The sequence below is a fragment of the Lapidilactobacillus dextrinicus DSM 20335 genome, assembly GCF_001436095.1.
GTDB lineage: Bacteria > Bacillota > Bacilli > Lactobacillales > Lactobacillaceae > Lapidilactobacillus > Lapidilactobacillus dextrinicus.
Genome location: NZ_AYYK01000001.1, coordinates 150,577 through 174,940 on the forward strand (window position 1 = coordinate 150,577; position 24,364 = coordinate 174,940).

Below are 24,364 nucleotides of genomic sequence, written 5' to 3' on the forward strand. Positions count from 1 at the left end.
TAAAAAAGAAAACGGGTGGTTAAATGAAACAAGGAACAACTATTTTAACGTTAGATAATGGTTATCATTTATGGACCAATACACAAGGGCAAGGCGATATTCACCTACTCTGCTTACATGGTGGCCCTGGTGGTACGCATGAATATTGGGAAAACTTTGGCGAAAAATTAGCTGATATTGGTGTTCAAGTTCATATGTATGATCAATTAGGCTCATTTTATTCCGATCAACCAGATTACAATGATCCTGAAATCGCTGCTAAATATTTAACCAATGATTATTTCTTAGGTGAAGTTGAAGAAGTCCGCCAAAAACTTGGCATTGATCATTTCTACTTAATTGGTCAATCATGGGGTGGCGCCTTAACAATGGAATATGCCTTGAAATATGGCGAACACTTAAAAGGTGCAATTATTTCAAGTATGGTTGATAACATTCCTGAATACATGGTCCACATCAATAAAGTCCGCGATGAAGCTTTACCAGTTGAGGCTGTTTCTTACATGAAACGTTGCGAAGCTGAAGGCAACTACGATGATCCTCAATACCAAGCTTATGTTGATGTTCTAAATGCAGGCTATGTCGATCGTCGTCAACCCCTTGCCATTCGTCATCTTATTTCAACGATGGCAACACCGGTTTACAATGCTTTCCAAGGTGACAATGAATTCGTCGTGACTGGTAAATTAAAAGACTTTGATTTACGCAAAGAGATTCATAACATCACTGTGCCAACCCTATTAACTTTTGGTCAACATGAAACCATGCCACTATCTTCAGCATTAAGAATGTCACAAGAGATTCCTAATGCGCGCTTAGAAACCACACCAAATGGTGGTCATCATCATATGATGGACAATCCTGATGTTTACTTTGCTCACTTGAAACAATTCATTCTCGATGTTGAAAGTGGTCACTTCAAAGCTTAATTATATTTAAATCAAAAGGATGCCGATATGAAAACAATCACCGTTTATCTTGTTCGTCATGGTCAAACTTACTTCAATAAATTTAATAAGATGCAAGGTTGGTCCGATTCGCCCTTAACACCGGCTGGTATTGAAGGTGCTAAAGAAGCGGCCGAACGTTTAAAGCATCTTACTTTTACCCACGCTTATTCATCTGATACGACCCGCGCCATGCATACCTGTGAAATTATTCTTGGTAAAAACATGAATACCGTTGTTCCTTATACAACAACTACCTTTTTCCGGGAAGTATTCTACGGCTATTTTGAAGGTGAAGATTCTGCTAAAGCTTGGTATTTAGTTGGTGCCCCTCATGGCGCCCATTCATTTAAAGAAATTATCTCTAAATATAATATTGATGCTTCCAAAGATTTCATGAATGATGCTGATCCTTTTCATGATGCTGAAACCGCAACGCAATATTGGACTCGTTTAGGTAAAGGTTTCAAAATGTTGCGTGAGCAAAATCTTAACGGCGACAATGTCTTATTAGTCAGCCATGGCACCACAATTCGTAGTATTGTTGAAAAATTTGGTGCCGGTCAATTTGATACTACCGTTTCCCCACGAAACGCTAGTGTCACTAAAATTTTGTTAACAGCTGAAGGTATTGAAGTGGTTTACTACAACCGCCTAGACGACATTAATTAAGAACTATTAATCTAACAAAAAAGGACTAAGTTGCTGCTAATCAGCTAACTTAGTCCTTTTAAATTACTTTTTAACTATTTTTCAATTTCTGTCTTAGGAATGACAATGCCACGATACAACCAAGTTGTCAGTAAATAATAGACAACATAGAGGCAGATAAAGATTGTAAATGGAATCCAGATTCCTTGATATGGATTCATTAACAACATCTTGAACAATTGTAAACCAAACAAGACATGGATAATACCTAGTACACCAGGTAATGCATATAACACGCCAATTTCTACTGCAACTGAATGACGTAACATACCTGTTCTTGTACCCATTTTATTTAACATTTCGTAACGACGTACATCGCTATACGCGCCAGACAAGATCTTAAACATTAAGCAACTTGCTAACATTGCTAAGAACGAAATACCCAAGAAGAAGCCCATGAAGATCATGCCAGAATATAATGCCTTGGCTGCAACGTAGAAAGTATATTTACTATTACTCAAAACTGACTTGAATTTTGGTGCTGCTTTTAATTGAAGATCTTGAATTTTACTAATTTGTTGACTATTTTGGGTAAAGTCATTAACGCGAATTAACGTTAATTGTTGCGTTGGTGCTGCTAAAGCTGCAAATTCTGCTGCAGACACAAATTTAACATTAACTGTGGCCGCATTAGCCGTTGTAATAGCTAATCGATCCGCTGCACTATACCGTGCTTCTGTACCTTGTTTGAGATAAGCAGATGCAGGATAACGTTTAGTCTTTGGCAGCTCTCGTTGCATTTCTGAAGAGTTACCATAATCCAAATAATAAAGCGGATCTTTTTGCAATTCAGGAATGGCATAATAAGTTTGTTTTCCAACTTGCTTGTAGTGATACGTTGACTTTGATTTTACGTCCGTTAATTTTGCAACTGCAGCATCAATCTTCTGATCTTGATGATAGAGAGTTAAATCATAAGGACCAGCGATGCTAGCCATTTGGTCAATATCGTTACGGAAACCTAAACCAACAGTAATTGCCCCTAAAGCTAAGGCGAACAAGATTGAAATCATCGCTAACATTCGTGTGTAGTCATGAATTCGGAAATTTAACTGCGATAACGTAAAGTTACGCAATCCTTTTAATGCAAATTTTGAATTCTTCTTCAATAAGCTAATAATCCAAATAAATGTCGCATTAAAAGTGAAATAACTACCTAAAACGATGGTAACTAAGGCTAACGGAATTGATAATAAGATCAAGATTTTAATATTAGCCATGGCCCAATAACCAACTGCTAATAATAAAACACCAAAGATGGCTTGTAAGATTAAAACGCCTGGTTTGATTTTCATCCGGCTAGGTTGTGACGCTTGATGTAACAACTTCAAAACAGGTGTCTTCACTAATTTGGCACTGTTCCAAAAAGCCGATAGGATAAACAAGACGCCAAAGAAAATCAAAGTAATTAATAAGGCTGGTAGATAAAAGGCATTAAAGTGATGTAATTGTAATCCTAATTGTTGGACTAACAGTTGGGCCACAACTCGGGATAAGCCGACACCAATTGCTGAACCAACTAAAGTTGCTAATATGCCAATGACAAATGTTTCGGCAAAGATTAATTGGGCAATTTTACTAGACTTAGCACCTAGCATCATGAACATCCCATAATCACGTTGACGCATATTCATTAAGAATGAATTGGCATAAATTAGATAAACCAACGTAATAATGCCTAGCAAAACAGCGCCAAAGCCAAAAACAAAGACGGTATTATTGGCAGAAAGCATTGAATTATTGCCTAAAAAATTCTTATTCGTGGCTAACGCCATGAACATATAAAAGGTCGCCGCAGAAACAATCAATCCGGAAAAGAGTACGATGTAATCTTTGAGGCGGCTTTTGATTCCCGTAAAAGCTAATTTTGTTAACATCTATACACTCCTCCTAATCTGCAAAAGTACCTAATGAGTTTAAAATTTCCTGATAAAATTCAGCGCGCGGACGACCATCACGCTTTAATTCTTGACCGATTTTACCATCTTTAATGAACAAGATTCGTTGGCAATAACTAGCTGAGAACGGATCGTGAGTGACCAACAAAATTGAAACTTGATCTTCGCGGTTCAAAGAATCCATGGTTTCTAATAATTCCCGAGCTGAGTTAGAATCCAAAGCACCCGTTGGCTCATCACCGAATAAAATAGCGGGTTGATGTACTAAAGCCCGTGCTGAAGCGACCCGTTGCTTTTGACCACCAGATAATTCAGTTGGGTAATGATCAAGGACATTTTCAATTGATAAGCGCTGGGCGATTTTATCAACTAATGGTTTAATCTTACGCGGTGCCACATTTTGTAATGATAATGGCAAAGCAATATTTTCATAAGCGGTTAAATTCTCTAATAGATTAAAATCTTGAAAGATAAAACCAACCTGCTTACTCCGAAAATCGGCCATTTGATTGCCCTTTAAGGTCGTGACATCGCGATTGTTAATCCGCACTTCACCAGACGTTGGCTTATCTAAAGTTGATAAGATATTTAATAGCGTGGTTTTACCTGAACCTGAAGCACCCATGATACCGACAAATTCACCATTTTCGACTGAAAAAGAAACGTCCTTTAAAGCCGTATATTGTTTTTCATTAGCCTTACCATATGTTTTAACAAGATTGTTGACAGTTACAACTTCATTTGCCAATTTATATTCCTCCATCTAAACGAGCATTTACTTAATTAATAACTTTATTATACAAAGGCTAATTAAAATTAGCGTGCCTTTCCCCTAACAAAAATCTAACTCATCTTACAGACTCGTTAGTCCAATTCGCGCCTTTCGTCCCTTGACATTTATTTTATGACCTGCTACCAATAACCACTTACTTAATCACATGCTAACCCGCCACCTTAGTAGATTCCATGCAGTAATTGTTCGCTTTTTAAGGTAGTTCATGGTATGCTGAATGTATCAAATTCACGTAGAAAGGACTGTCGACAATGCGCTTAAGAACAAGTTCGTTATTGTCAATACACTAAATGAATAGCAATCTCAAGCGATTGATGGCAGATTCTTTTTGTATACCTTTGTATGCTTAGAGGCGGCTTCGGTCGGCTCTTTTTTGTTGCCTAAATTTTCAATATGATTGCAATCGCTGATATGTGCAAAACTCATCAGTTATCACAAGTTATTTCAGCTTAAACAACCTGTAAATACATTAGCAACTCCTTGTAGCTTGCGATAACTCATTACTTAAATAATTGGAGGACATTTTATGTCAGATACTATTAATTTACAACCTGAAAAAGAACGTGTTTTAATCGGCGGCTTGAACCGTAATAAGACGTCCGATTTCGACTACACCATGACTGAACTTGGTGAATTAGCTAAAGCTGATAATATGGAAGTGGTTGACCAAGTGATTCAGAATTTAGACCACAAGGATGCCGCAACTTATTTCGGTTCTGGTAAAATTCAAGAAATTGCTGAATTAGCCAACGGTTTAGATGTTCACACCCTAGTGATTAACGACGAACTATCGCCGTCACAAATTGCCAACATTGAAAAAGAAACTAAATTAAGAATTGTTGATCGTACGGAATTAATCCTAGAAATTTTTGCCGATCGTGCGCAAACTAAGGAAGCCAAAACTCAAGTTGAAATTGCCCGTCTTCAATATGAATTACCGCGAATTCATCCTTCTGCTAATTCACTTGATCAACAGCATAGCGGTGGTGGCGGTGGCCTACGTAACCGTGGTGCCGGTGAAACCCAATCCGAATTAGATCGCCGAGTTATTCGCAAACGAATTAGCGATTTAAAGCAGAATTTAAAAGCCTTAGAAAAAAGCGCAGCAACCCAACGAGAACGGCGTCAACAAAGTGGTTTACCTAAAGTGGCTTTAGTTGGTTACACCAATGCCGGTAAATCCACAACAATGAATCAATTACTTGCACGTTTTGATCAACTAGATGCAGATAAGAAACAAGTTTTTGAAAAAGATATGTTATTTGCAACCTTGGATACTAGTGTTCGGACTATCCAACTCCCTAACAAGCAACAATTTTTGCTAAGTGATACGGTTGGTTTCGTGAGTCATTTACCTCATAACTTGGTGGCTTCTTTCAAGTCAACCTTAGCAGAAGCGGCTGATGCCGATTTGTTAATTCAAGTTGTCGACTATTCCGATCCTAATTATCGCGAAATGATGACCACAACAACTAATACTTTAAATGAAATCGGCATCGAAAATATTCCGATGATTGTTGCTTATAATAAAGCTGACTTAAAAGCCGATACCAATTATCCTGAAGTTAATGGCGATGATTTTATTTACTCCGCTAAAGATCCGGCTTCAATCGACGCTTTAGCCAAATTAATTACTAAACATATTTTTGCTGGTTATCATACCGTCAACTTATTAATTCCTTTTAGTGAAGCGCGCATTCTTGCTGAACTTGAAGCTCACACTAGTATTATTGAGAAAGAATATACTGAGCAAGGGACCCAAGTTAAAGTTGTCTTAGATCCCATTCGTTATAATAAATATCAGAAATTCGTTCATTAGTCCGTTATTTTTACTAAGAAATTAAATGTCAAGGAGCAAATCTGATGGATAATTATCAACGTTTCCTACAAGCTTACAATGAATTGGAACATGCTCTTCAGCATCGTCTCAAAGTTGATGCTAAAAATAATCTTGGTTCGCTACTGCGAATTGCGAGTCAAACTCACGACAAGCTAATTACAGCACATTATGAGCAATTAGATTTTCTACGGAATTTCCGTAATATCTTAGTGCATAACGGGCTTCTTAAAGAAGGCGAAATCGCCACACCTAGTGATGCGTTAATTGAAAAAGTTCAAACAATTACGATTAAAATTCGTGAAGCCAAAAAAATTAAGGACTTTTTCACTTCAAAAGTTATTTCTTTTAAACTAACGGATCCTTTGCCTAAAGTGCTGCAAGCAGTTAATCAATATGGTTATACAAAGTTTCCCGTTTTTTCTGAAGATCGTTTAGTCGGCGTCGTCACTGATAATGGCATTACCAAATTTATGGCCAGCCGTTTACAAGAAGATTTAGTTTCCATTAAATCAGTTCAAATTGCCCAAATTCTGGCAATTGATAAGCGCAAAGATTCCTTCATGATCGTCAATGAAACGACTTCTATTTATGATATTGACGAAATCTTCACACGCAAAATTGAAGAAGGTAAATCATCATTTATCCTGTTGATGGCACGCGATAATCACGTAGATCAACCAGAAGATATCACTGGGATTATTACGCCTTTGGATTTACCTAAGATTATCGACAATCTATAAACTTAATAAAGAATAAAACGGCTAGAACAATCTCATGTTCTAGCCGTTTTTATCATCGTCCCATTAACTTTTGGGAACTTTAACTTGTAAGTTTCGTGCAATTAGATAGCTTATGCCACTTAAGATAAGTGCAAAGATTAATAAACTAACAACTAGCGGCCACGCTTGCATTCCTGCTGGAGAATATCCAATTAAACCGTATAAAAAAGCGAGAATATTAGCTTGAGCAACAGCACTAACTCTAAAATAGGTGAAACTAACACTACTAGTTATTAAAATAATTAAGACGATGACACTTCCATAAACTAAAGTAAAAGCCAACATTCGATTCATTTTAGTAATCAATAAACCAATAATAAAACCCGGTAATAAACTGAGCCAGATTAAAATAACTGCAATTAAAAATAAATAACCGGAAAACTGCCAGGATTGATTAAAATTCGACTGATATGCGCCTAATAATCGCGTAAAAGCCTGGATTTTTGCTTGACCTACTGCTGTTAGTTGTAAAAATCCAGCCATGAGACTACCCAGTAAGATGGCACTCAAGAGAGTCGAGAGCCATTGCAACGACCAATTATGCTTACGCGATAATCCAGACTGCAACAAGAAAATCGTGTCTTCTTTAGTCAAGACAATTAACTCTAACCAATAAACAATTAAAATAGCCGTTTTAGCCGCATCAGCATCAAAAAGATTAAAGTTAAGCGGCGTGACTCGGGTAATTAAGTCAATTGACAATGATAATGCCATAAATCCAAGGGTATAAATAATACTTTCTAGAAATAAACGGCGCCAATGATATCGCCAACTTGTTTTTAACATTCTATTCACCAACCTTATCTGTTAAATAAACAAATAATTCTTGCAACGACATTTGCTGAATTGAAACGGTACTCGTCCGTGTATCACGTGGTAATTCACCCAACACATAAGCCATTTCAATTTCACCTAAATGTTTACGCGCTAAAACCCGCAGTCCTTGAGTGAAGTCACGGACAGCCGTTTGTGGTCCAGAAATGACATGCGCCTGATTCATTAATAAAGTAACGTCGCAGTCCTTAGTGACAACTCCTTCATCAATAATCAGTACGTGTTCGATTAAATGTGCAATTTCTTCAATTAGGTGGGTTACAATCACAAAAGTTCGCGGTCGATCTTCATAAGTGCTCAATAATTCTGAATAGAATAATTCACGATTATTAGCGTCTAATCCCAGCACTGGTTCATCAAGGAAAATAAACTCAACCGGCAAACATAATGCCACAATTAACTTAAAAATTGTTAAATAACCCGTTGAAAGTTTAGCGATCTTCTGATTAACATCAAGTCCAAACGCTGCAACTAAATGTTCACTATAAGTCCAATCAAAAGTGCCATACAACTGACTTAACCATTGAAAAGCTTGTTTAGCTTTCATTCCTGAAGGATAAAAATCAGCATCACTCATTAAATAAAAACGTCGTTGAACTGCTTCGTTATCCACAACTGATTGCCCATCAAGAATTACTTCACCACTGTCAGCGAAAGTACGATTATTAATGATCCGTAGTAAGGTACTTTTGCCAACGCCATTTCGACCTAAGAGTCCATAAATTTTTTCGGGCTCTAACGTGAAACTAATATTTTTAAGCACTTGATGACGACGATATTTTTTCTGAATGTGTTTCACAATCAGCTCACTCATGACGATACCCCTTTTCGATTAATCCTTGTAGATCTGACCTTGATAAGCCTAATTTTTTTGATTCAATAATTAATGATTTGACGTAATCTTCATAAAATGAAGCCTTGCGTTTTGCAATAATTTTATTTTGTGCGCCGCTCATGACGAACATCCCCAATCCTCGTCTCTTTTCAATTAATTGTTGCTCAACTAAGATATTCATGCCCTTTAAAACTGTTGCAGGATTAATCTTAAATTCCCGAGAGATTTCTGTTGTAGATGGAATCTGGGTTCCTTCTACAAACGCTCCTGCAAAAATAGCTTCTTCAATTTGATCAGCAACTTGTTGATAGATAGGTTCTGCACTACTAAAATCAAAATGCAAATGTCTCACCTCATCGCTTGCACTAGGTTAACTACTCATGTAACTAACCATATAACCAAGATCCATTTTTGTCAACTGATAATATTTTGGCAAATACTTCTCCGCACTTACGTAAAAGCCACTATTCCTCTAATTGATTGGTTTATTCTTCAACTATGTCGTTTTTTTGCATAATCGGGAATTTGAAATTTCTTTTATAATCATGTCAACTTTTAGCAATCATTCACGTAATATAAGGTGTAGGACACAATAGCTATTGAACGACTATTATTAAGGTAACATTTAGTATTTGCAACAAGAAGAAGGTGGAGTGGATGGATGAGCAAACAGTGATTACGGCATTACGTCATCACGATGAAAAAGCGTTAGGGCAATTAATTGAACATTATGGGGATTTTATTCAACAAGTCGTACTACACAATCTGCCCACATCATATGAACGCGGCTTTTTACACGATATTGAGAACCGTTGTTATTATCAAGTAATAATGACTTGTTGCATTGATAACCCCAAATTATCGCGTAACATTGCAAATTTTTTAAACCAATCCATGTAAAAAGGCCACAGCGACTAAAATCGTTGTGGCCTTTTTATCAGGCTAATAGTACTTTTAATTCAATTGTTTAGCGAGATGTTTAGATAACTGCGACAATAAGAAACAGATAATAAAATACAACGCAGCCATCGCAATAAACATCGGAATCATATAGTTGGTATTTTGACCGTAAATAATCTGCGAATGATACATTAACTCAGGCAGTAAGATAATCGTCGCTAATGATGAATCCTTAACTAACGAAACGAATTGACTGACAATTGGTGGCACCATATTGCGGAAAGCTTGTGGCAAAATAACATGCCATAATGCTTGTAAATACGTTAATCCGTTACTACGTGCAGCCTCCATTTGACCAACATCGATCGATTGAATCCCACTACGAATAATCTCTGCCAACATTGCCGATTCAAAAATCGTTAACGCCACAATTGCCGCACCAACAGTATTTAAACGAATACCAAAAGTACTTGGCAAGCCGAAATACATAAAGAAAATAATCAACAGTAATGGTAGATTACGAATGATATCGATAATGAAACCAACAATCATCGAAACATATTTAATCTTCATGTAGCGAATGATTCCTAAAACTGAACCAATAATAAAACTTAAGACGACTGAAATTGCTGAAACATAAATGGTCACCCACAAACCTTCCAAAAGAAAGCGCAGGTTGATCCAACTATAAGCTTGAATAAAATTTTGCATCGCACTTTCTCCTTTCTAGGCTTGAGGGTTCTTAGACCAACGCTTCTCAAGATAACGCATTAAATAGCTCAATGGCATGGTCATAATTAAATACAGCAAGCCCACTGCTAAATAAGTATCTGTTGTTTTAAACGTTGTCGAAGCAATTAAATTACCTTGATACATCAAATCAAACCCAGCTAAAAATGCTAAAACTGATGAATTTTTAACTAAGTTAACAAACTGATTACCTAGTGGTGGCACCACAATTTTAATGGCTTGTGGTAACACGATAAAGCGCATCGATTGTAAATAAGTCATTCCATTACTACGAGCAGCTTCCATCTGACCAACATCCACACTCTCAATACCAGCGCGAACTGTTTCAGCAATAAAAGCAGAAGTATAGATTGTTAAGCCAATTGTTCCCGCAGTGAAGCCATCAAGTCCGGGAATAAATTGCGGCATCACAATGTAGAAGAACATTGCTACAACCAATAGTGGAATATTTCTAAAAATTTCCACATAAGTTCGGCCAATGATGTGAACCGTTTTGTTAGGGCTGATTTCTAACATGGCAAAAATTACCCCTAAAATTAAACTCCCAATTAAGGCGATTAAACTTGATTCAATGGTGTACTTAACACCTTCCATCAATGATGACCAATTATTTGTTAAGATTGAGATCATTTGCTCACACTCCCATCAAAGCCGGAAATATTACCGAACCATTTGTCTGTAATCTTTTGATAGGTGCCATCTTTTTGAATATCTTTTAAAGCCTGATTAATCGCTGTTAAAAACTTCTTTTGCCCCTTGTTAATACCGATACCGTAAGGTTCACTAGTGAAAGTACCGCCAACAACTCGATAATTAGGATCATCTGAAACCAAGCCATATAAAATCCCATTATCACTAGTCATCGCATCACCTTGACCAGATTTCAAAGCGGTAAATGCTTGGGCAGCATCTGATAATTGTAACACTCGGGTATCTGGAGCTGCTTTTTTGATATTATCGACGGAATTTGATCCTTGAATCCCAATAACTTTGGTGCCCTTAGTTAAGTCTTTAACTGATTTAATTGCGCTACCTTTTTTAACAATAATCGCTTGACCGGCGTTAAAATAAACATCTGAAAAATCAATTTCTTTTTGACGTTCTGGTGTAATTGTCATCGTTGAGACCAAACCATCAACGTTACCATTTTTTAATAATGGCAAGCGTGTGTTACTGGTTACTGGTACGAAGTTAACTTTGACATCTTTACCAAAGATCTCTTTAGAAATGGCCTTGGCAATATCCACATCGAAACCTTCGATTTTACCTGTTTTAATATTCATTAAACCGAAAAGACGCGTATCACTCTTAACGCCCCAAGTGATCTCGTTTGTCTTATCGACGCGCTGCATGACGTCTTCTTGAGCAATGTTTTTACCACAGCCAGTTAAGATAATCATTAAGCTCAATAAAGGAAGCAGCAGCCAAAGTTTCGTCCAAACTCTCTGCTTATTTCTCATCGCGCGCCTCCTAGTCTGCATGAATAATCTTGCTTAAGAATTCTTTAGCTCGTGGGTCTTGAGGGTTTTGGAAGAATTCTTTAGGATGATTTGATTCTTCACGAATTTCACCGTCAGCCATAAAGACCAAACGATCACCTACTTCTTTAGCAAAGCCCATTTCATGGGTAACTACAATCATGGTCATGCCTTGATCTGCAACTTTCTTCATAACATCCAACACATCGCCAATCATTTCTGGATCAAGCGCGGAGGTTGGTTCATCAAATAAAATAGCCTTAGGTTTCATCGCTAGCGCACGAGCAATGGCAATTCGTTGTTTTTGACCACCAGAAAGCATGCTAGGTAATTTATTAGCTTGATCTTGTAAGCCAACTAAGCCTAATAACTTATTAGCACGTTCTTCTGCTTCTGCCTTAGAAACTTTTAAGACTCGAATTGGCCCAAGCGTGATATTTTCCATAATGGTTTTATTGGCATATAAATTAAAATGTTGGAAAACCATGCCCACGTTTTTGCGGATTTTATTCATATCTGTCTTAGCATCGGCCAAATCAAAATTATCAACTAATAATTGTCCAGAAGAGATATGTTCAAGTCCATTAATTGTTCGTAATAAAGTACTCTTACCAGATCCGGAAGGCCCAATGATAGAAACCACTTCACCACGTTCAACAGTTAAATTGATATTTTTTAGCGCATGAAACTTACCGTAGTACTTATTAACGTCATGAAATTCAATCATTGACATTATAAGACCCCCCTTATTCGTATAAAAAGTTTTCATAAATAATCTATTTATTATATTACGGTAAAATAACTCTGAGTGCAAGTTTACGAACATGTATCCGAACCTATAACCAATAATAACAGTTATTATTCGTATTTTTTAAATAAAAGAATTAGCGTTAAATTAACATTTTATGTGGTATTAGCCACTTTTAAAAAAGTTTAATTAAAAAATTTTGCAACTAATTTACCAATTAAATTAACAAAAAAGTCGGGACATTGCGCCTCGGCTTTTGATTAGTATTCGGATCACTTATTTTGCTGGAGTTGCTTTTAACATTGCCTCAGTAATTAAGTTAATTTGGCCCTTAACTGCGACTGGGTCGTAATAGTACATCTTATTAAATGGTAACTCAATTACTTTTTTGGCTTTAACTGCCGGCAATTCTTGCCAAACTGCATTATGCTTTAAATCACTAACAACTTGCGCATTACCTTTTTTGGTTGTACTAAAGCTGGTAAATAACAGCCAATCAGCCGCATATTGTGGTAATGATTCCGTTGAAATCTGCTTATAACCAATTCCTTCTTGAATCTTGTTAATTGATGCGGGCAGTTTAAACCCTAAGCCATTAACAGCCGCCTCACCACCACGTCCCCAGCTAGAGCCTTGAACGTATAACTTATTATTTTGCATTTCATAAAAGCCAACAGTTGTCGTACTAGGATTAATACCTGCAGCCTTTAATTTGGCCACGTTTTTAGTGCCAGTGGCTTTTAAATCTGCTGCCACTTTTTTAGCTTGTGCCGAGCGATTTAAAATTTTACCAAACTTAGTCAATGTTTGATAAACATTATCTGCAGTGCCATATTTCAAATAAACAACTGGTGCAATCTTCTTTAAGGCCTTAACATCAGCTTCATTGCTTGTAATAATTAAATCAGGTTTTAATTTTAAAACGGACTCAACATTCAAGGCATTGCCCAAATTCTTGACGTTCTTAACAGTGTCCTTCTTTAAAAAGGGATTAGCCAAATCCATACTTGTCGATCCGACAACTTTAACGCCTAAGGACATGACTTCACCCGTGTAAACAGTTGAAACAACGCGTTTAGGATGAAGTGGCACTTTAACTTTACCATTATCAGCCGTAATCGTTCTAGTTCGCGTTGCTTGATTACTGGTAGCTTTTTTAGTGGTAGTCGTTTTACCACAACCAGCAAGTACCAAACTCAACATTAAGACACCAATACTTAACAATACTTGTTTCTTCATTACTCATTCATTCCCTTTAGTTTGATTTAAATAATAAATATAAGAAATAGGGCATGGTAATCACCCCAGTGACTAAGCCCACTGGCAAAACAGATGGTAAGAATAAATTATTAGCAACTAACGTAGACAGCACCATAATAATGCAACCAAGACAACAACTAACCGGCACTAAAACGCGCATTTGACTGCCAACTAGTCTTTTAGCCATCCGCGGTGCCATCAAGCCAACAATACTAATAGCACCACCAACTGAAACCGCAATAGCTGCTAGGCCAACGGCTAATGCTAATAATAAATAGCGCATTTTTGCAACATTAACGCCAATGCTTCTCGCCATTGCTGGTCCCAAAAGAAACGTTTCTAATTCGGTATGGACACTCCAAGTTAGCAATAATAAAACGACGGTTAGCACCCCATAGGTCAATAAGAAATCACGATCGGTATTCCAAAAACTGCCACTTAACCAGACTAAAATTTTTTCAAAATCAAATTTATTTAAACTTAATTCAATCATCAAAATAATACCGTTTAGTAATGCCGTTAAAGCAACACCACTTAATAAAATTTGCATTTTTGCACCGTGACGACTCACTACACTGACCACAATAAAACTTAGCAACGCACCAATTAAGGCAGCTCTTGGCAACCAGTTATCCACATTCAAGGTTTTACTTTGGCTAGCGAGGCCAATTAGAATGACTGCCCCTAAACTAGCACCAGCATTAATTCCTAAGATACTAGAATCAACTAACGGATTTTCAGTTAATGTTTGTAAAATTAAACCACTAATAGCTAAGCAACTGCCAGTAATTAATGCTGCTCCTAGATAAGGCATCCGAATCTGCCAAACAACTAAATTCGTCATTTGATCCGTTGACTGCCCGATCAAACTTAACAAGGTACTAATAAAGTCAAGCCGAATCTCACCAAGTGCCAACAAGGCAACACCTAAAAGCACTAGTATTAAGACACAGCTAACTAAACTGCTAACAATCCGCTGCTTACTCATGAGCAGTCACCTGGCTTCCTCGAGCGATGATGATGAATAAAAAGACACCACCACAAATAGCACTTAAAGCAGCCAATGGTAATTCTGTGGGTGCAGCCAAAGTTTTAGCCAGTAAGTCAATGAGTAGCATGAAACTAGCACCTAAGAGCAAGTTAGGCATAATGTTACGTTCCAACGAATCTGGATGTAAATAATGAATGATTGCCGGAATACCTAAGCCAATAAAACCCACGTTGCCAGCAACCGCTACACTGAAACCTGCACTAATGACAATAACGATGGCACCAATAAAGCGTGTTACACCAGGTTGCGCGCCTAGTGAACGTGCCGTTGCATCATCAAATACCATCAGCGTGAACCCTTTGCGATTAAACAAACTGATCAATAAGACAATCAGCAAGCCCACAGCTAAAAAACTAACCTGCTTAAAATTAGTATTACTAAAACCACCCACTAATAAGTTACGGAATTGCATCGTCGTATTAGTTAATACACTTAGCGCATAAGCTAAACAACTAATAAAACCAGAAAAAACCGTACCGCCTAAAATAAAGCGCAATGGATCTAAGCCTTGTCGGGTCATGGCTAGCGCTAAGACAACTAGAAAAGCTAAGGTAGCGCCGACCACACTTAACCAGATTGTATTAGTAATTGACAAACTAAATCCGGCCACTGAACCCAACATTAACGCCAACATTGCCCCCGCATTGACCCCTAAAATTGACGGATCTGCAATTGGATTTTTAGAAAGCGTCTGCATTAATTGTCCACTTAAGGCCAGTAACGCACCAACTATCATCGCTGCTAATGCACGCGGTAGTCGAATCGTCCGCATAATTTGCTGGGCTAACGTGTGATCAGATTGCCACAATAGACGAGGCGAATACCAAATCACACCACCAGCCATATTTAAGACAAATAAGAACAGCAATAAGAGCAATAGCAGTGTATTTAACCACCATAATTTAGAAACTTTCATGATTGCACCAGCGTTTCATAATCCTGTAACTGTGGATACTGCCGTTCTGAATGATACGTAATATCCGCTTTGACTTGAAAAATATTGGCTAATAACGGCGCAGTCAATACTTCCTTAGGTGTACCGGTTTTCATAATTGTTCCGTGCTGCATACAGATTAGTTGATCGCAATATTGGGCCGCTTGGTTTAAATCGTGCAAAACAATGACGACAGTTTTTTGTTGCGTTAGATTCAATTCTTTCAATAGGTTCAAAATACCTAATTGATGGGTTAAATCAAGATAAGTCGTTGGTTCATCCAGCATGATAATGGGACTGTTATGCGCTAATGTCATGGCAATAAAAGCGCGTTGACGTTGACCACCAGATAATGAATCAATTCGTCGATTTGCCAAATGGTCAACTTTAGCCGCAGCCATGGCCTGCTGAACTTCAGCTTTCCCTTGTTCATCTCGATTCATTAAGCCACGATAAAACGCATAGCGCCCCATTTTAACTAGATTTAAGACTGTTAAATCACCGGGAACAATTGGCGTTTGCGCTAAATAAGCAATCGTTTTGGCCCGTTGTTTATTAGCCATGGCAGTTAGTGGCTGTTGATTAATCAAAACCGTACCATTTTTTAGCGGATTAATACCACAAAGTGCCTTTAACAACGTGGACTTGCCACTGCCATTAGGCCCAATTAACCCCGTAATTTGACCAGCGGCAATTGTTAAACTTTGATTGTCAACAATTGTTTTTTTACCATAACCAATCGTTAAATTTTTGCCAACAATAACATTCATCTAAAAACCTTCCATGTCCTAATTCCACTGTTGAAACAAATATGATTAATTATTCCAATAATTAATCATAGCATTATTCCAAAATGCAATAAACCTTATTTTTAATAAGTTGCAGGAATAAAAAATAAGCCTAAATTAATTTAGGCTTATTTTTTAAAATGTCGTCCTAATCGTTGCCAAACTAGACGAAACTTACTGCGTAAATGTTGCAAGGCTAAATACTGACGACGTGCATTTTCGATTCTTTGGTAGCGTTGGCGATTCTTCTTATAAAACTGCTGATGATAATTTTCTGCTGGCCAAAAAGTTGTTGCAGCTTCAATTGTTGTGACAATAGGCTTCTGATAACGTTTAGACGCAATTAATCTTTCTTTAGAATCTTCTGCAATTTGGCGTTGCTTTTGATTTTGTACAAAAATAACGGGTCGATACTGTTGACCACGGTCATTAATCTGACCACCAGCATCTGTAGGGTCCGTAATTTGCCAAAAAATTGCCACTAAGTCAGCATAATTCACCACGCGGTTATCAAAAATAATTTCAACGGCCTCAACATGTCCTGTTGTTTGCGTGGCAACTTGATCATAAGTCGGGTCAACAACCGTGCCGCCAGTATAACCAGAAACCACCATAATAATACCTGGACGTGTTTCAAAAGGTTCTACCATACACCAAAAACAACCGCCCGCAAAAATTGCCCGCTCTTCATAAGGTTGATCCACTTGATAAAAACGACTTAGATCAAATGATTCTTGCGGCTGATTTGTTAATTGCGCATAAAAATCGGCCACATCTGGCGTTAGATTATGACGTACCGCTAAGGGCCGTAATACAGCTTCCAGTTTAGCTGACTCAACTGCCAGATCATTTTCTTGTTCAAGCGCCTTTTTAGTGGTCATTAACTGCTCACGTTCCCAAGTGCGGGTTGCTTTATTTAAAATTAAATTGTAGAGCGTTGTAATCACTTCTGTCGTTGTTAGCTTCAAGTCACTCACCTTACCTTGTTAAGTTTATTATGACGGCTTTCGCAGTTAATTGCACTTTTAGTCACTCAAACTAGTTTTCTGTTTAAATTATTTGGTTCAACTATTTTTAAAGACACAAAAATAGCGTAACGAAAATTCGTTACGCTACCCTTTTAGTTGATTAATATTTAACGTTTTCTTTTACTAACTTGATGTTATCGTCGTTTGTTAAAGAAACATTAATTGCTTTTTCAGCAAGTTGTTTCATATCTTCAGTGTTTAAATTCTTCATTAATGAACGAACTTTCAAAATTGAAGTAGCACTCATTGAGAATTCATCTAAACCAAGACCAACTAACATTGGTACCATGATTGGGTCACCAGCAGCTTCGCCACACATACCAGCCCATTTGCCTTCTGCATGAGCAGAATCAATCACATGCTTAACTAGGCGCAGGATTGAAGGATTATATGGTTGGTAGAGATAAGAAACATGCTCGTTACCACGATCGGCAGCCATTGTATATTGGATCAAGTCGTTAGTACCAATACTAAAGAAATCAACTTCCTTAGCAAATTGATCAGCCAACACTGCAGCAGCAGGGATTTCGATCATGATACCAACTTCGATATCGCCAACTTTTACGCCATCAGCAACTAATTTAGCTTTTTCTTCTTCAAGAACGCCCTTAGCCTGACGGAATTCTTGCAAGGTTGCGATCATCGGGAACATAATCCGCAAACGACCGAATGCAGATGCACGCAACAAAGCACGCAACTGAGTTCTAAAGATATCTTGACGATCCAAACTAATTCGGATAGCACGATAGCCTAAGAATGGGTTCATTTCTTCTGGAAGTGGTAAATATGGTAAGTGTTTGTCCCCACCAATATCCATTGTCCGAACGACAACTGGTTTACCATTCATTCCTTCAAGAACAGCCTTGTAAGCTTCGAATTGATCATCTTCTGATGGTAATTCAGCTGAATCCATATATAAGAATTCAGTCCGATACAAACCAACAGCTTCAGCACCATTATCTAATACACCTTGTAAGTCTTTAGGTGTGCCGATATTAGCAGCCAATTCGAAGTGAACACCATTTGCTGTTTCCGTAGCGGAATTCTTCAATTTTTGCCATTCAGCTTTTTGTGTTGCGTAAGCTTTAGCGGCTTCTTGATATTCTGTTACTTCTTCAGCACTTGGTTCGATTACAATATCACCATTGTTACCGTCAACAATCACTTCTTGACCAGCAGTGATATCAGTTGTCACACTCTCTGCGCCAACAATAGCAGGGATTTCAAGAGTCCGTGCCATAATTGCAGAATGGGCAGTACGACCACCAATATCAGTAACAAAGGCTTTTACGTATTTTTTATTCAACTGAGCAGTATCACTAGGCGTCAGATCATGTGCAACAATGATAACTTCCTCATGGATCAAAGCAGGGTTAGGTAATTCAACGCCTAACAAATGAGCCATCATACGCTTCGTGACGTCGCGAATATCAGCGGCACGTTCTTGCATATAAGGATTGTCCGTCATTGCTTCAAACATGCCAATGAAAGTTGTTGATACTTCGTCCAAAGCGGCTTCAGCATTAACCTTTTCATCGGCAATCTTTGTTTTAACGGCACCAGTAAATTCTGGATCTGCCAAAATCATCATATGTGCATCAAAAACTTGAGCTTCTTCTTCGCCCAGGGATTTAGCAGCACTATCACGAATTTGTTGTAACTCGTCGTGAGATTTATCGATGGCGCTTTGCAAACGATCAGTCTCTTTTGTTACATCATCAATTACAGACTTTGAAAATGACAAATCGGGTTGAACAAGGAGATAGGCTTTGGCAATTGCAATGCCGTCACTAGCCGCAATCCCTTTCAAGGTCTTAGTCATTATTCAGTAAGTCCTTCTTTCTTCATTGTATCAACGATAGCGTTGATAGCATCAGCTTCGTCAGTACCTTCAGCAGAAATAGTAACATCTGCGCCTTGGCCAACACCTAAAGACATAACGCCCATGATTGACTTCAAGTTAACTGATTTACCTTTATATTCAAGGTTGATATCAGAGTTGAACTTGCTTGCTGATTGAACTAACAAAGTTGCTGGACGTGCGTGGATACCAGTTTCAGCAACAATATGAAAATCGCGTTTTTCCATAATAAATGAACTCCTTTGTGATGTAAAAAAATTTTGGGGTTTAGTTTAAAAAACTAAACCAGGAAACAGTCCCTTTGTGGTGTCTGTTTACTTCAACTTAAATGCTAACATTTTTTGAACAATACTACAAGAATTTTCGTTAAATAAAGCGTTGTATTTTCCTATAGCAATTGAAGTTAAACGCTTTCAGATAAATGATAAATAACTGTACCATTACGCTGTGCACTTCCGACAATTTCTTTGCGCTGTGGTAATTGTTCCCAAACTTTGCGGAATTCATTAAATTCTTCTGGTGCAATCACAAGCTCATTAACTTGACCACTTAGCAGATCATTTAATGCTTGTTGATATTTTTCAGTCATAATTTTTGCCTTCCTATAAGTAATGTTAGAAAATTAAATTGAAATAACGACAGCAAAAGAATGCTTGTATCCGTTAACTTAACTATTTAAACACGTTGCCATAGGCTTGTCCAGTAAATTAATTTTTCCGAGTCTTAGCACTTGCACATAAAGAGTGCTAAAGCTATAATATCAACATAGGTCAGAAATGGTCAAACTATTTCTGATAATTATTGATGATAAAAGCAGATCTGAAAGGCGTGATGCATAAAATGCTTTGTCAAAATTGTCAACAGAACGAAGCGACGATCCATTTATATACCACTGTGAATGGTCAACGTCGTGAGATCGATCTTTGTCAGAACTGTTATCAAAAACTTAAAAATCAAGTTGCTCAAGGAAGTGAACCAAGTATGTCACAAGATCCATTCGGTTTTTCTAACTTAGATGATATCTTCCGTGCCATGGGCGGACAAAATCCTAATGATGCCAACCAATTCCAACAGGCTCAAAATGCCCAGCAACCACAAAGCCAAGGTGGCCGTGGCGGTCGTCGTGGCAATGGTATTCTTGCTCAATATGGTGTCAACCTGACTGATCAAGCACGTCAAGGGAAAATTGATCCCGTTATTGGTCGCGATAAGGAAATCGCCCGTGTCATTGAAATCTTAAATCGTCGTACTAAGAACAACCCTGTTTTAATCGGGGAAGCTGGTGTTGGTAAAACAGCCGTAGTTGAGGGCTTGGCCCAAAAAATTGCTGACGGTAATGTGCCAACTAAGCTACAAAATAAAGAAGTTGTCCGTTTAGATGTTGTTTCCTTAGTCCAAGGTACTGGTGTCCGCGGACAATTCGAACAGCGCATGCAACAATTAATTCAAGAATTAAAGAAAAACACCAATATCATCCTCTTCATTGATGAAATTCATGAAATTGTTGGTGCCGGTAACGCTGAAGGCGGTATGGATGCAGGTAACGTCTTAAAGCCTGCCCTTGCGCGTGGTGATGTGCAATTAGTTGGGGCAACGACCCTCAACGAATACCGCACGATTGAAAAGGACTCAGCCTTAGCTCGTCGGTTACAACCAGTAACAGTGGATGAACCAACCATTGAAGAAACGGTCAAAATTTTGCATGGCTTACAGCCACGTTATGAAGACTACCACCATGTTAAATACACCGATGATGCTATTGATGCGGCTGCGAAATTATCTGCCCGCTATATTCAAGATCGTTTCTTACCTGATAAGGCGATTGATTTACTTGATGAAGCTGGTTCTAAGAAGAATTTGACCTTGACCAATGTTGATCCGAAGTTGATTGAAGAAAAGATTCAATCTGCTGAATCACAAAAGCAAGAGGCATTGCAGCAAGAAGATTATGAACGTGCTGCTTACTTCCGTGATCAAATCGAAAAACTTAATAAGATGAAAAACAATCAAGCTGATGCTGACGGTGACCATGCAGTGGTTACTGAAAAAGACATGGAAAAGATTGTTGAAGAAAAGACCAATATTCCTGTCGGTGACTTGCGTGAACAAGAACAAGCTCAACTTAAGAACTTAGCGAGTGACTTACGTCAACACGTAATTGGTCAAGACCAAGCGGTTGATACAGTCGCTAAAGCAATTCGCCGTAATCGAATCGGCTTTAACAAATCTGGTCGCCCAATCGGATCCTTCCTCTTCGTTGGCCCCACTGGTGTTGGTAAAACAGAGTTAGCTAAGCAATTAGCCCTGGAATTATTTGGTTCCGAAGATGCTATGATTCGCTTTGATATGAGTGAATACATGGAGAAACACAGCGTGTCTAAGCTAATTGGTTCGCCCCCAGGCTACGTTGGCTATGAAGAAGCTGGCCAACTAACCGAAAAAGTTCGTCGTAATCCTTACAGCTTGATCTTGCTTGACGAAATTGAAAAGGCTCATCCTGACGTGATGCACATGTTCTTGCAAATCTTAGATGATGGTCGCCTAACCGATTCACAAGGTCGAACTGTCTCCTTCAAGGATACGATCATTATCATGACCTCTAACGCTGGCCAAGGCGATATCGAAGCAAGTGTTGGTTTTGGTGCCGCTGCTAGTGGTGCAACCCACTCAGTTGTCGGTAAATTAACTAACTTCTTCAAGCCAGAATTCTTAAACCGTTTTGACGATATTGTTGAATTTAGTGCTTTGTCTAAACAAGACTTAACTAAGATTGTTGATTTAATGGTTGTTGACACTAACAATATGATTGCTGATAAAGGTTTGACCATTCATGTCACTGAACCCGTTAAGGAAAAATTAGTCGAACTAGGCTACGATCCTAAGATGGGCGCTCGACCACTTCGCCGAGTTATTCAGGAGCAAATTGAAGATCGCGTGGCTGACTTCTATCTCGATCATCCTAAAGATAAACAATTAGAAGCGCGTATTGAAAATGGTGAAATTAAAATTACCGCTGCTCGAACCGACCAAGCAGATGCCACTGTTGATGCCAAAACGACTGATTAATTAACTTAACCGTTCTTGATCCCCACAATAAATTTGTGGGGATTTTTTTATACTTAAAATTCTGATTAACTGTGTCAACACGTTATGTAATCGTTTGAGTCTTATCAATGGTGTGCTTAACAAATTTACTTTATAATTAAGATAAATAATATTTATAGGAGTGATTAGATGCGGCTTTTTGACGTTACTAACAATTTTCGCGATCTTGTCCATCATCAACTGGCTGGAACTGATGCCAACTTAGTTAAGGTCTACTCATTAGGCAATGTTACCGTACTTCATACTAAGGCACCTACTCATGAGGAAATTCTATTAAAGAGCGATCATCGCAACATTCGTGATGATGAAGTTAACTTTGTCGTTGAGTCATTAACCCATTTAAATTCAGACCAACTTGAAGTTATCCATGGTCATCACTTAGCTGAAGTTTCTATTAACTTACCTATTGCTCAATAACTTTAAACTCAATTTTTAATAGTGCCCAATTATTCTTAACCCCACTTTGATTTGAACGTTAGCTTTAAAAGAGTCATTTTTGGACTTTTTTAAAGCTATTTTTTGGCTGAAAATACGATTAGCTTGCCAAGTTAACAGTGCTACAATCGAGGCGACCTAATTTAGCTGACGGCCATAAAATATCGTATCTAAGGCCAAGCAGAATCAAATTTTGACAGATTTCGGCTTAGTCGTAGATCTCACTTTAACACGCCCTTACTACTTCAATTTTTCAGGAGGCAAATCAATGTGTACAAGTTTAACTTTGGCTTCTAGTCAAGGACACTATTTTTTAGCTCGAACTATGGATTTCGATTTTGAATTACAAGGCAGACCAACTTATATTCCCCGTCATTACCAATTCAACAGTGATCTAGGTCATACTTATACCGCTCAATACGGTTTCTTAGGAACTGGACGCAATATTGGCGAATATATTCTTGTTGACGGTGTTAACGAACACGGCCTTAGCGGTGCAGCGCTATACTTTAATGAATCAGTTTATCAAACGAGTAAAAATACCGCTCCTGGTCAAGTTAACTTAGCCTCACATGAGGTCTTGAACTGGATTCTTGGTAATTGTCGTAATATTAATGATTTAGTTGAGCAATTACCACGCTTAAATATCGTTGGTGTTAAAAATCAACTATTGCAAATCGTTGTGCCCCTTCACTGGATTATCACTGATCAAACAGGGCATTGCGTTGTGTTAGAAGCCCGTGCCGATGGTTTAAAATTATTAGAAAATTCAGTTGGTGTGATGACAAACTCACCAGAATTTGAATGGCATCTGAAAAATCTGAGCAATTATAACCACTTACAGCCAGAACCTCACCAACAGCGGTAATATGGTGATCTAAAAGTTAAAGATTTTGGTCCCGGCTCAGGTGCATTAGGCTCGCCTGGTGATTATTCTTCACCTTCGCGTTTCGTGCGTGCAAGTTTCTTACGCAACTACACCGTTCAGCAAGAAAATGATCAAGCCACTTTGAATGCTATGATTCATCTTTTAAATAACGTCGACATTGTTAAAGGTGTCAAAGTGATGGCCAATGGTGTTGTTGAATATACGCAATATCGAGCTTATTACAATCTAAGTACGCACACTTATTATATTCAACCCTACCAAGATCAAAATCTTTATGAAGTTAAGCTTACCGAGGCGTTATTACAAGAAACTCAACCTCAAAGTTTTGAACTGCCCCAAGCACAAACAAGCGTTGTATTAAACTAAGTAAGAAATATCTTGATAATAATCTCAATCTGAATAGCTTAATTTTTAAGTTATCTATGGGCATCAATTAGTCTAAAGATCAGCCGCTACCTTCAAGTTCAGCGATTTACAGTTTTTAAAAAAACAGTATACTA

The 24,364-nt window shown here is 37.9% G+C and carries 24 protein-coding genes and 1 pseudogene; 8 read left to right on the forward strand and 17 right to left on the reverse strand.

The annotated features are described in order from the left end of the window. Positions 1–23 precede the first annotated feature (23 nt). Positions 24–929, forward strand: a complete 906-nt coding sequence (locus FC84_RS00750) for a proline-specific peptidase family protein (RefSeq protein WP_057753868.1) — start codon at positions 24–26, stop codon at positions 927–929. A gap of 27 nt (positions 930–956) precedes the next feature. After that, positions 957–1,619, forward strand: a complete 663-nt coding sequence (locus tag FC84_RS00755; protein WP_057753871.1) for a histidine phosphatase family protein — start codon at positions 957–959, stop codon at positions 1,617–1,619. A gap of 74 nt (positions 1,620–1,693) precedes the next feature. Here FC84_RS00755 and FC84_RS00760 read toward each other — a convergent pair whose 3' ends face one another. Both FC84_RS00760 and FC84_RS00765 read right to left on the reverse strand, forming a co-directional pair. After that, entirely contained in the window at positions 1,694–3,535 is a 1,842-nt protein-coding gene (locus tag FC84_RS00760) for an FtsX-like permease family protein (RefSeq protein ID WP_057753874.1), read from the reverse strand. A gap of 13 nt (positions 3,536–3,548) precedes the next feature. Further along, on the reverse strand, positions 3,549–4,319 hold the full coding sequence (locus FC84_RS00765) for an ABC transporter ATP-binding protein (RefSeq protein WP_057753877.1): 771 nt from the start codon (positions 4,317–4,319) through the stop codon (positions 3,549–3,551). Between the two features lie 556 nt (positions 4,320–4,875). Here FC84_RS00765 and hflX point away from each other — a divergent pair. Together hflX and FC84_RS00775 are read left to right on the forward strand one after the other, a co-directional pair. Beyond that, complete coding sequence (gene hflX, locus FC84_RS00770; RefSeq protein ID WP_057753880.1) at positions 4,876–6,168, forward strand: GTPase HflX; 1,293 nt, start codon at positions 4,876–4,878, stop codon at positions 6,166–6,168. A 44-nt stretch (positions 6,169–6,212) separates the two neighbouring features. Next, on the forward strand, positions 6,213–6,929 hold the full coding sequence (locus FC84_RS00775; protein WP_057753883.1) for a CBS domain-containing protein: 717 nt from the start codon (positions 6,213–6,215) through the stop codon (positions 6,927–6,929). A 63-nt stretch (positions 6,930–6,992) separates the two neighbouring features. On the opposite strand, the gene FC84_RS00780 is transcribed toward FC84_RS00775, so the two are convergent. Genes FC84_RS00780 through FC84_RS00790 form a run of 3 tightly spaced genes read right to left on the reverse strand, consistent with a single transcriptional unit; the run spans position 6,993 to position 8,980 of the window. Further along, positions 6,993–7,754 carry a hypothetical protein gene (locus tag FC84_RS00780; protein ID WP_057753887.1) on the reverse strand — a complete coding sequence of 254 codons (762 nt, stop codon included), beginning with the start codon at positions 7,752–7,754 and terminating at the stop codon, positions 6,993–6,995. Position 7,755: 1 nt separating this feature from the next. Next, positions 7,756–8,616 carry an ATP-binding cassette domain-containing protein gene (locus FC84_RS00785; protein ID WP_057753890.1) on the reverse strand — a complete coding sequence of 287 codons (861 nt, stop codon included), beginning with the start codon at positions 8,614–8,616 and terminating at the stop codon, positions 7,756–7,758. Further along, complete coding sequence (locus tag FC84_RS00790; RefSeq protein WP_057753892.1) at positions 8,609–8,980, reverse strand: GntR family transcriptional regulator; 372 nt, start codon at positions 8,978–8,980, stop codon at positions 8,609–8,611. The genes FC84_RS00785 and FC84_RS00790 overlap by 8 nt, the downstream gene beginning before the upstream one ends. Before the next feature lie 314 nt (positions 8,981–9,294). Here FC84_RS00790 and FC84_RS00795 point away from each other — a divergent pair, with 314 nt between their 5' ends. Beyond that, positions 9,295–9,537, forward strand: a complete 243-nt coding sequence (locus FC84_RS00795; RefSeq protein WP_057753895.1) for a hypothetical protein — start codon at positions 9,295–9,297, stop codon at positions 9,535–9,537. Between the two features lie 54 nt (positions 9,538–9,591). On the opposite strand, the gene FC84_RS00800 is transcribed toward FC84_RS00795, so the two are convergent. The 12 genes from FC84_RS00800 to FC84_RS00855 form a co-directional block, all read right to left on the reverse strand. After that, positions 9,592–10,248, reverse strand: coding sequence for an amino acid ABC transporter permease (locus FC84_RS00800; protein WP_057753898.1), 657 nt, complete (start codon positions 10,246–10,248; stop codon positions 9,592–9,594). Positions 10,249–10,263: 15 nt separating this feature from the next. After that, positions 10,264–10,917, reverse strand: a complete 654-nt coding sequence (locus FC84_RS00805) for an amino acid ABC transporter permease (RefSeq protein ID WP_057753901.1) — start codon at positions 10,915–10,917, stop codon at positions 10,264–10,266. After that, positions 10,914–11,747 (reverse strand): transporter substrate-binding domain-containing protein, encoded by an 834-nt coding sequence (locus FC84_RS00810; RefSeq protein WP_057753904.1) that lies wholly within the window; start codon positions 11,745–11,747, stop codon positions 10,914–10,916. Before FC84_RS00810 ends, FC84_RS00805 begins: the two co-directional genes overlap by 4 nt. A 10-nt stretch (positions 11,748–11,757) precedes the next feature. Next, a complete protein-coding gene (locus tag FC84_RS00815) occupies positions 11,758–12,498 on the reverse strand; it encodes an amino acid ABC transporter ATP-binding protein (protein ID WP_151425826.1) in 741 nt (246 codons plus the stop codon). Positions 12,499–12,789: 291 nt separating this feature from the next. Further along, positions 12,790–13,752 (reverse strand): ABC transporter substrate-binding protein, encoded by a 963-nt coding sequence (locus FC84_RS00820; RefSeq protein ID WP_057753907.1) that lies wholly within the window; start codon positions 13,750–13,752, stop codon positions 12,790–12,792. A 16-nt stretch (positions 13,753–13,768) separates the two neighbouring features. Next, positions 13,769–14,761: a FecCD family ABC transporter permease gene (locus FC84_RS00825; RefSeq protein WP_057753910.1), complete on the reverse strand. Its 993-nt coding sequence runs from the start codon at positions 14,759–14,761 to the stop codon at positions 13,769–13,771. Beyond that, positions 14,754–15,740, reverse strand: coding sequence for a FecCD family ABC transporter permease (locus tag FC84_RS00830; RefSeq protein WP_057753913.1), 987 nt, complete (start codon positions 15,738–15,740; stop codon positions 14,754–14,756). The genes FC84_RS00825 and FC84_RS00830 overlap by 8 nt, the downstream gene beginning before the upstream one ends. Beyond that, positions 15,737–16,528 carry an ABC transporter ATP-binding protein gene (locus tag FC84_RS00835; protein ID WP_057753916.1) on the reverse strand — a complete coding sequence of 264 codons (792 nt, stop codon included), beginning with the start codon at positions 16,526–16,528 and terminating at the stop codon, positions 15,737–15,739. The genes FC84_RS00830 and FC84_RS00835 overlap by 4 nt, the downstream gene beginning before the upstream one ends. A gap of 146 nt (positions 16,529–16,674) precedes the next feature. Beyond that, positions 16,675–17,514 (reverse strand): peptide-methionine (S)-S-oxide reductase MsrA, encoded by an 840-nt coding sequence (gene msrA / locus FC84_RS00840; protein ID WP_057753918.1) that lies wholly within the window; start codon positions 17,512–17,514, stop codon positions 16,675–16,677. 160 nt (positions 17,515–17,674) lie between these two features. Then, positions 17,675–19,396: a phosphoenolpyruvate--protein phosphotransferase gene (ptsP, locus tag FC84_RS00845; RefSeq protein ID WP_057753921.1), complete on the reverse strand. Its 1,722-nt coding sequence runs from the start codon at positions 19,394–19,396 to the stop codon at positions 17,675–17,677. Continuing rightward, the gene (locus FC84_RS00850) at positions 19,396–19,662 is read right to left on the reverse strand and encodes a phosphocarrier protein HPr (protein WP_057753923.1); all 267 of its coding nucleotides are present in this window, start codon (positions 19,660–19,662) and stop codon (positions 19,396–19,398) included. Before FC84_RS00850 ends, ptsP begins: the two co-directional genes overlap by 1 nt. Positions 19,663–19,838: 176 nt before the next feature. Beyond that, on the reverse strand, positions 19,839–20,024 hold the full coding sequence (locus tag FC84_RS00855; protein ID WP_057753925.1) for a hypothetical protein: 186 nt from the start codon (positions 20,022–20,024) through the stop codon (positions 19,839–19,841). A gap of 251 nt (positions 20,025–20,275) precedes the next feature. Between FC84_RS00855 and FC84_RS00860 the strand changes: the two genes are divergently transcribed. From FC84_RS00860 to FC84_RS00870, 3 genes and pseudogenes are all read left to right on the forward strand, one after another. After that, positions 20,276–22,501: an ATP-dependent Clp protease ATP-binding subunit gene (locus FC84_RS00860; protein WP_057753928.1), complete on the forward strand. Its 2,226-nt coding sequence runs from the start codon at positions 20,276–20,278 to the stop codon at positions 22,499–22,501. 168 nt (positions 22,502–22,669) lie between these two features. Beyond that, positions 22,670–22,957, forward strand: coding sequence for a DUF1827 family protein (locus FC84_RS00865; RefSeq protein ID WP_057753930.1), 288 nt, complete (start codon positions 22,670–22,672; stop codon positions 22,955–22,957). Between the two features lie 286 nt (positions 22,958–23,243). Beyond that, positions 23,244–24,230 (forward strand): annotated as a pseudogene (locus FC84_RS00870) (choloylglycine hydrolase family protein). Positions 24,231–24,364: the final 134 nt, after the last annotated feature.

Bases quoted from the DNA above. Each gene is read 5' to 3' on its own strand.
- FC84_RS00825 (WP_057753910.1), bottom strand. From the start codon at position 14,761: ATGAGTAAGCAGCGGATTGTTAGCAGTTTAGTTAGCTGTGTCTTAATA.
- FC84_RS00775 (WP_057753883.1), top strand. From the start codon at position 6,213: ATGGATAATTATCAACGTTTCCTACAAGCTTACAATGAATTGGAACAT.
- FC84_RS00750 (WP_057753868.1), top strand. From the start codon at position 24: ATGAAACAAGGAACAACTATTTTAACGTTAGATAATGGTTATCATTTA.
- FC84_RS00850 (WP_057753923.1), bottom strand. From the start codon at position 19,662: ATGGAAAAACGCGATTTTCATATTGTTGCTGAAACTGGTATCCACGCA.
- FC84_RS00860 (WP_057753928.1), top strand. From the start codon at position 20,276: ATGCTTTGTCAAAATTGTCAACAGAACGAAGCGACGATCCATTTATAT.
- FC84_RS00780 (WP_057753887.1), bottom strand. From the start codon at position 7,754: ATGTTAAAAACAAGTTGGCGATATCATTGGCGCCGTTTATTTCTAGAA.
- FC84_RS00795 (WP_057753895.1), top strand. From the start codon at position 9,295: ATGGATGAGCAAACAGTGATTACGGCATTACGTCATCACGATGAAAAA.
- FC84_RS00800 (WP_057753898.1), bottom strand. From the start codon at position 10,248: ATGCAAAATTTTATTCAAGCTTATAGTTGGATCAACCTGCGCTTTCTT.
- FC84_RS00755 (WP_057753871.1), top strand. From the start codon at position 957: ATGAAAACAATCACCGTTTATCTTGTTCGTCATGGTCAAACTTACTTC.
- FC84_RS00815 (WP_151425826.1), bottom strand. From the start codon at position 12,498: ATGTCAATGATTGAATTTCATGACGTTAATAAGTACTACGGTAAGTTT.
- FC84_RS00785 (WP_057753890.1), bottom strand. From the start codon at position 8,616: ATGAGTGAGCTGATTGTGAAACACATTCAGAAAAAATATCGTCGTCAT.
- FC84_RS00830 (WP_057753913.1), bottom strand. From the start codon at position 15,740: ATGAAAGTTTCTAAATTATGGTGGTTAAATACACTGCTATTGCTCTTA.
- FC84_RS00855 (WP_057753925.1), bottom strand. From the start codon at position 20,024: ATGACTGAAAAATATCAACAAGCATTAAATGATCTGCTAAGTGGTCAA.
- hflX (WP_057753880.1), top strand. From the start codon at position 4,876: ATGTCAGATACTATTAATTTACAACCTGAAAAAGAACGTGTTTTAATC.
- FC84_RS00865 (WP_057753930.1), top strand. From the start codon at position 22,670: ATGCGGCTTTTTGACGTTACTAACAATTTTCGCGATCTTGTCCATCAT.
- FC84_RS00835 (WP_057753916.1), bottom strand. From the start codon at position 16,528: ATGAATGTTATTGTTGGCAAAAATTTAACGATTGGTTATGGTAAAAAA.
- FC84_RS00820 (WP_057753907.1), bottom strand. From the start codon at position 13,752: ATGAAGAAACAAGTATTGTTAAGTATTGGTGTCTTAATGTTGAGTTTG.
- FC84_RS00805 (WP_057753901.1), bottom strand. From the start codon at position 10,917: ATGATCTCAATCTTAACAAATAATTGGTCATCATTGATGGAAGGTGTT.
- ptsP (WP_057753921.1), bottom strand. From the start codon at position 19,396: ATGACTAAGACCTTGAAAGGGATTGCGGCTAGTGACGGCATTGCAATT.
- FC84_RS00760 (WP_057753874.1), bottom strand. From the start codon at position 3,535: ATGTTAACAAAATTAGCTTTTACGGGAATCAAAAGCCGCCTCAAAGAT.
- FC84_RS00765 (WP_057753877.1), bottom strand. From the start codon at position 4,319: ATGGAGGAATATAAATTGGCAAATGAAGTTGTAACTGTCAACAATCTT.
- FC84_RS00810 (WP_057753904.1), bottom strand. From the start codon at position 11,747: ATGAGAAATAAGCAGAGAGTTTGGACGAAACTTTGGCTGCTGCTTCCT.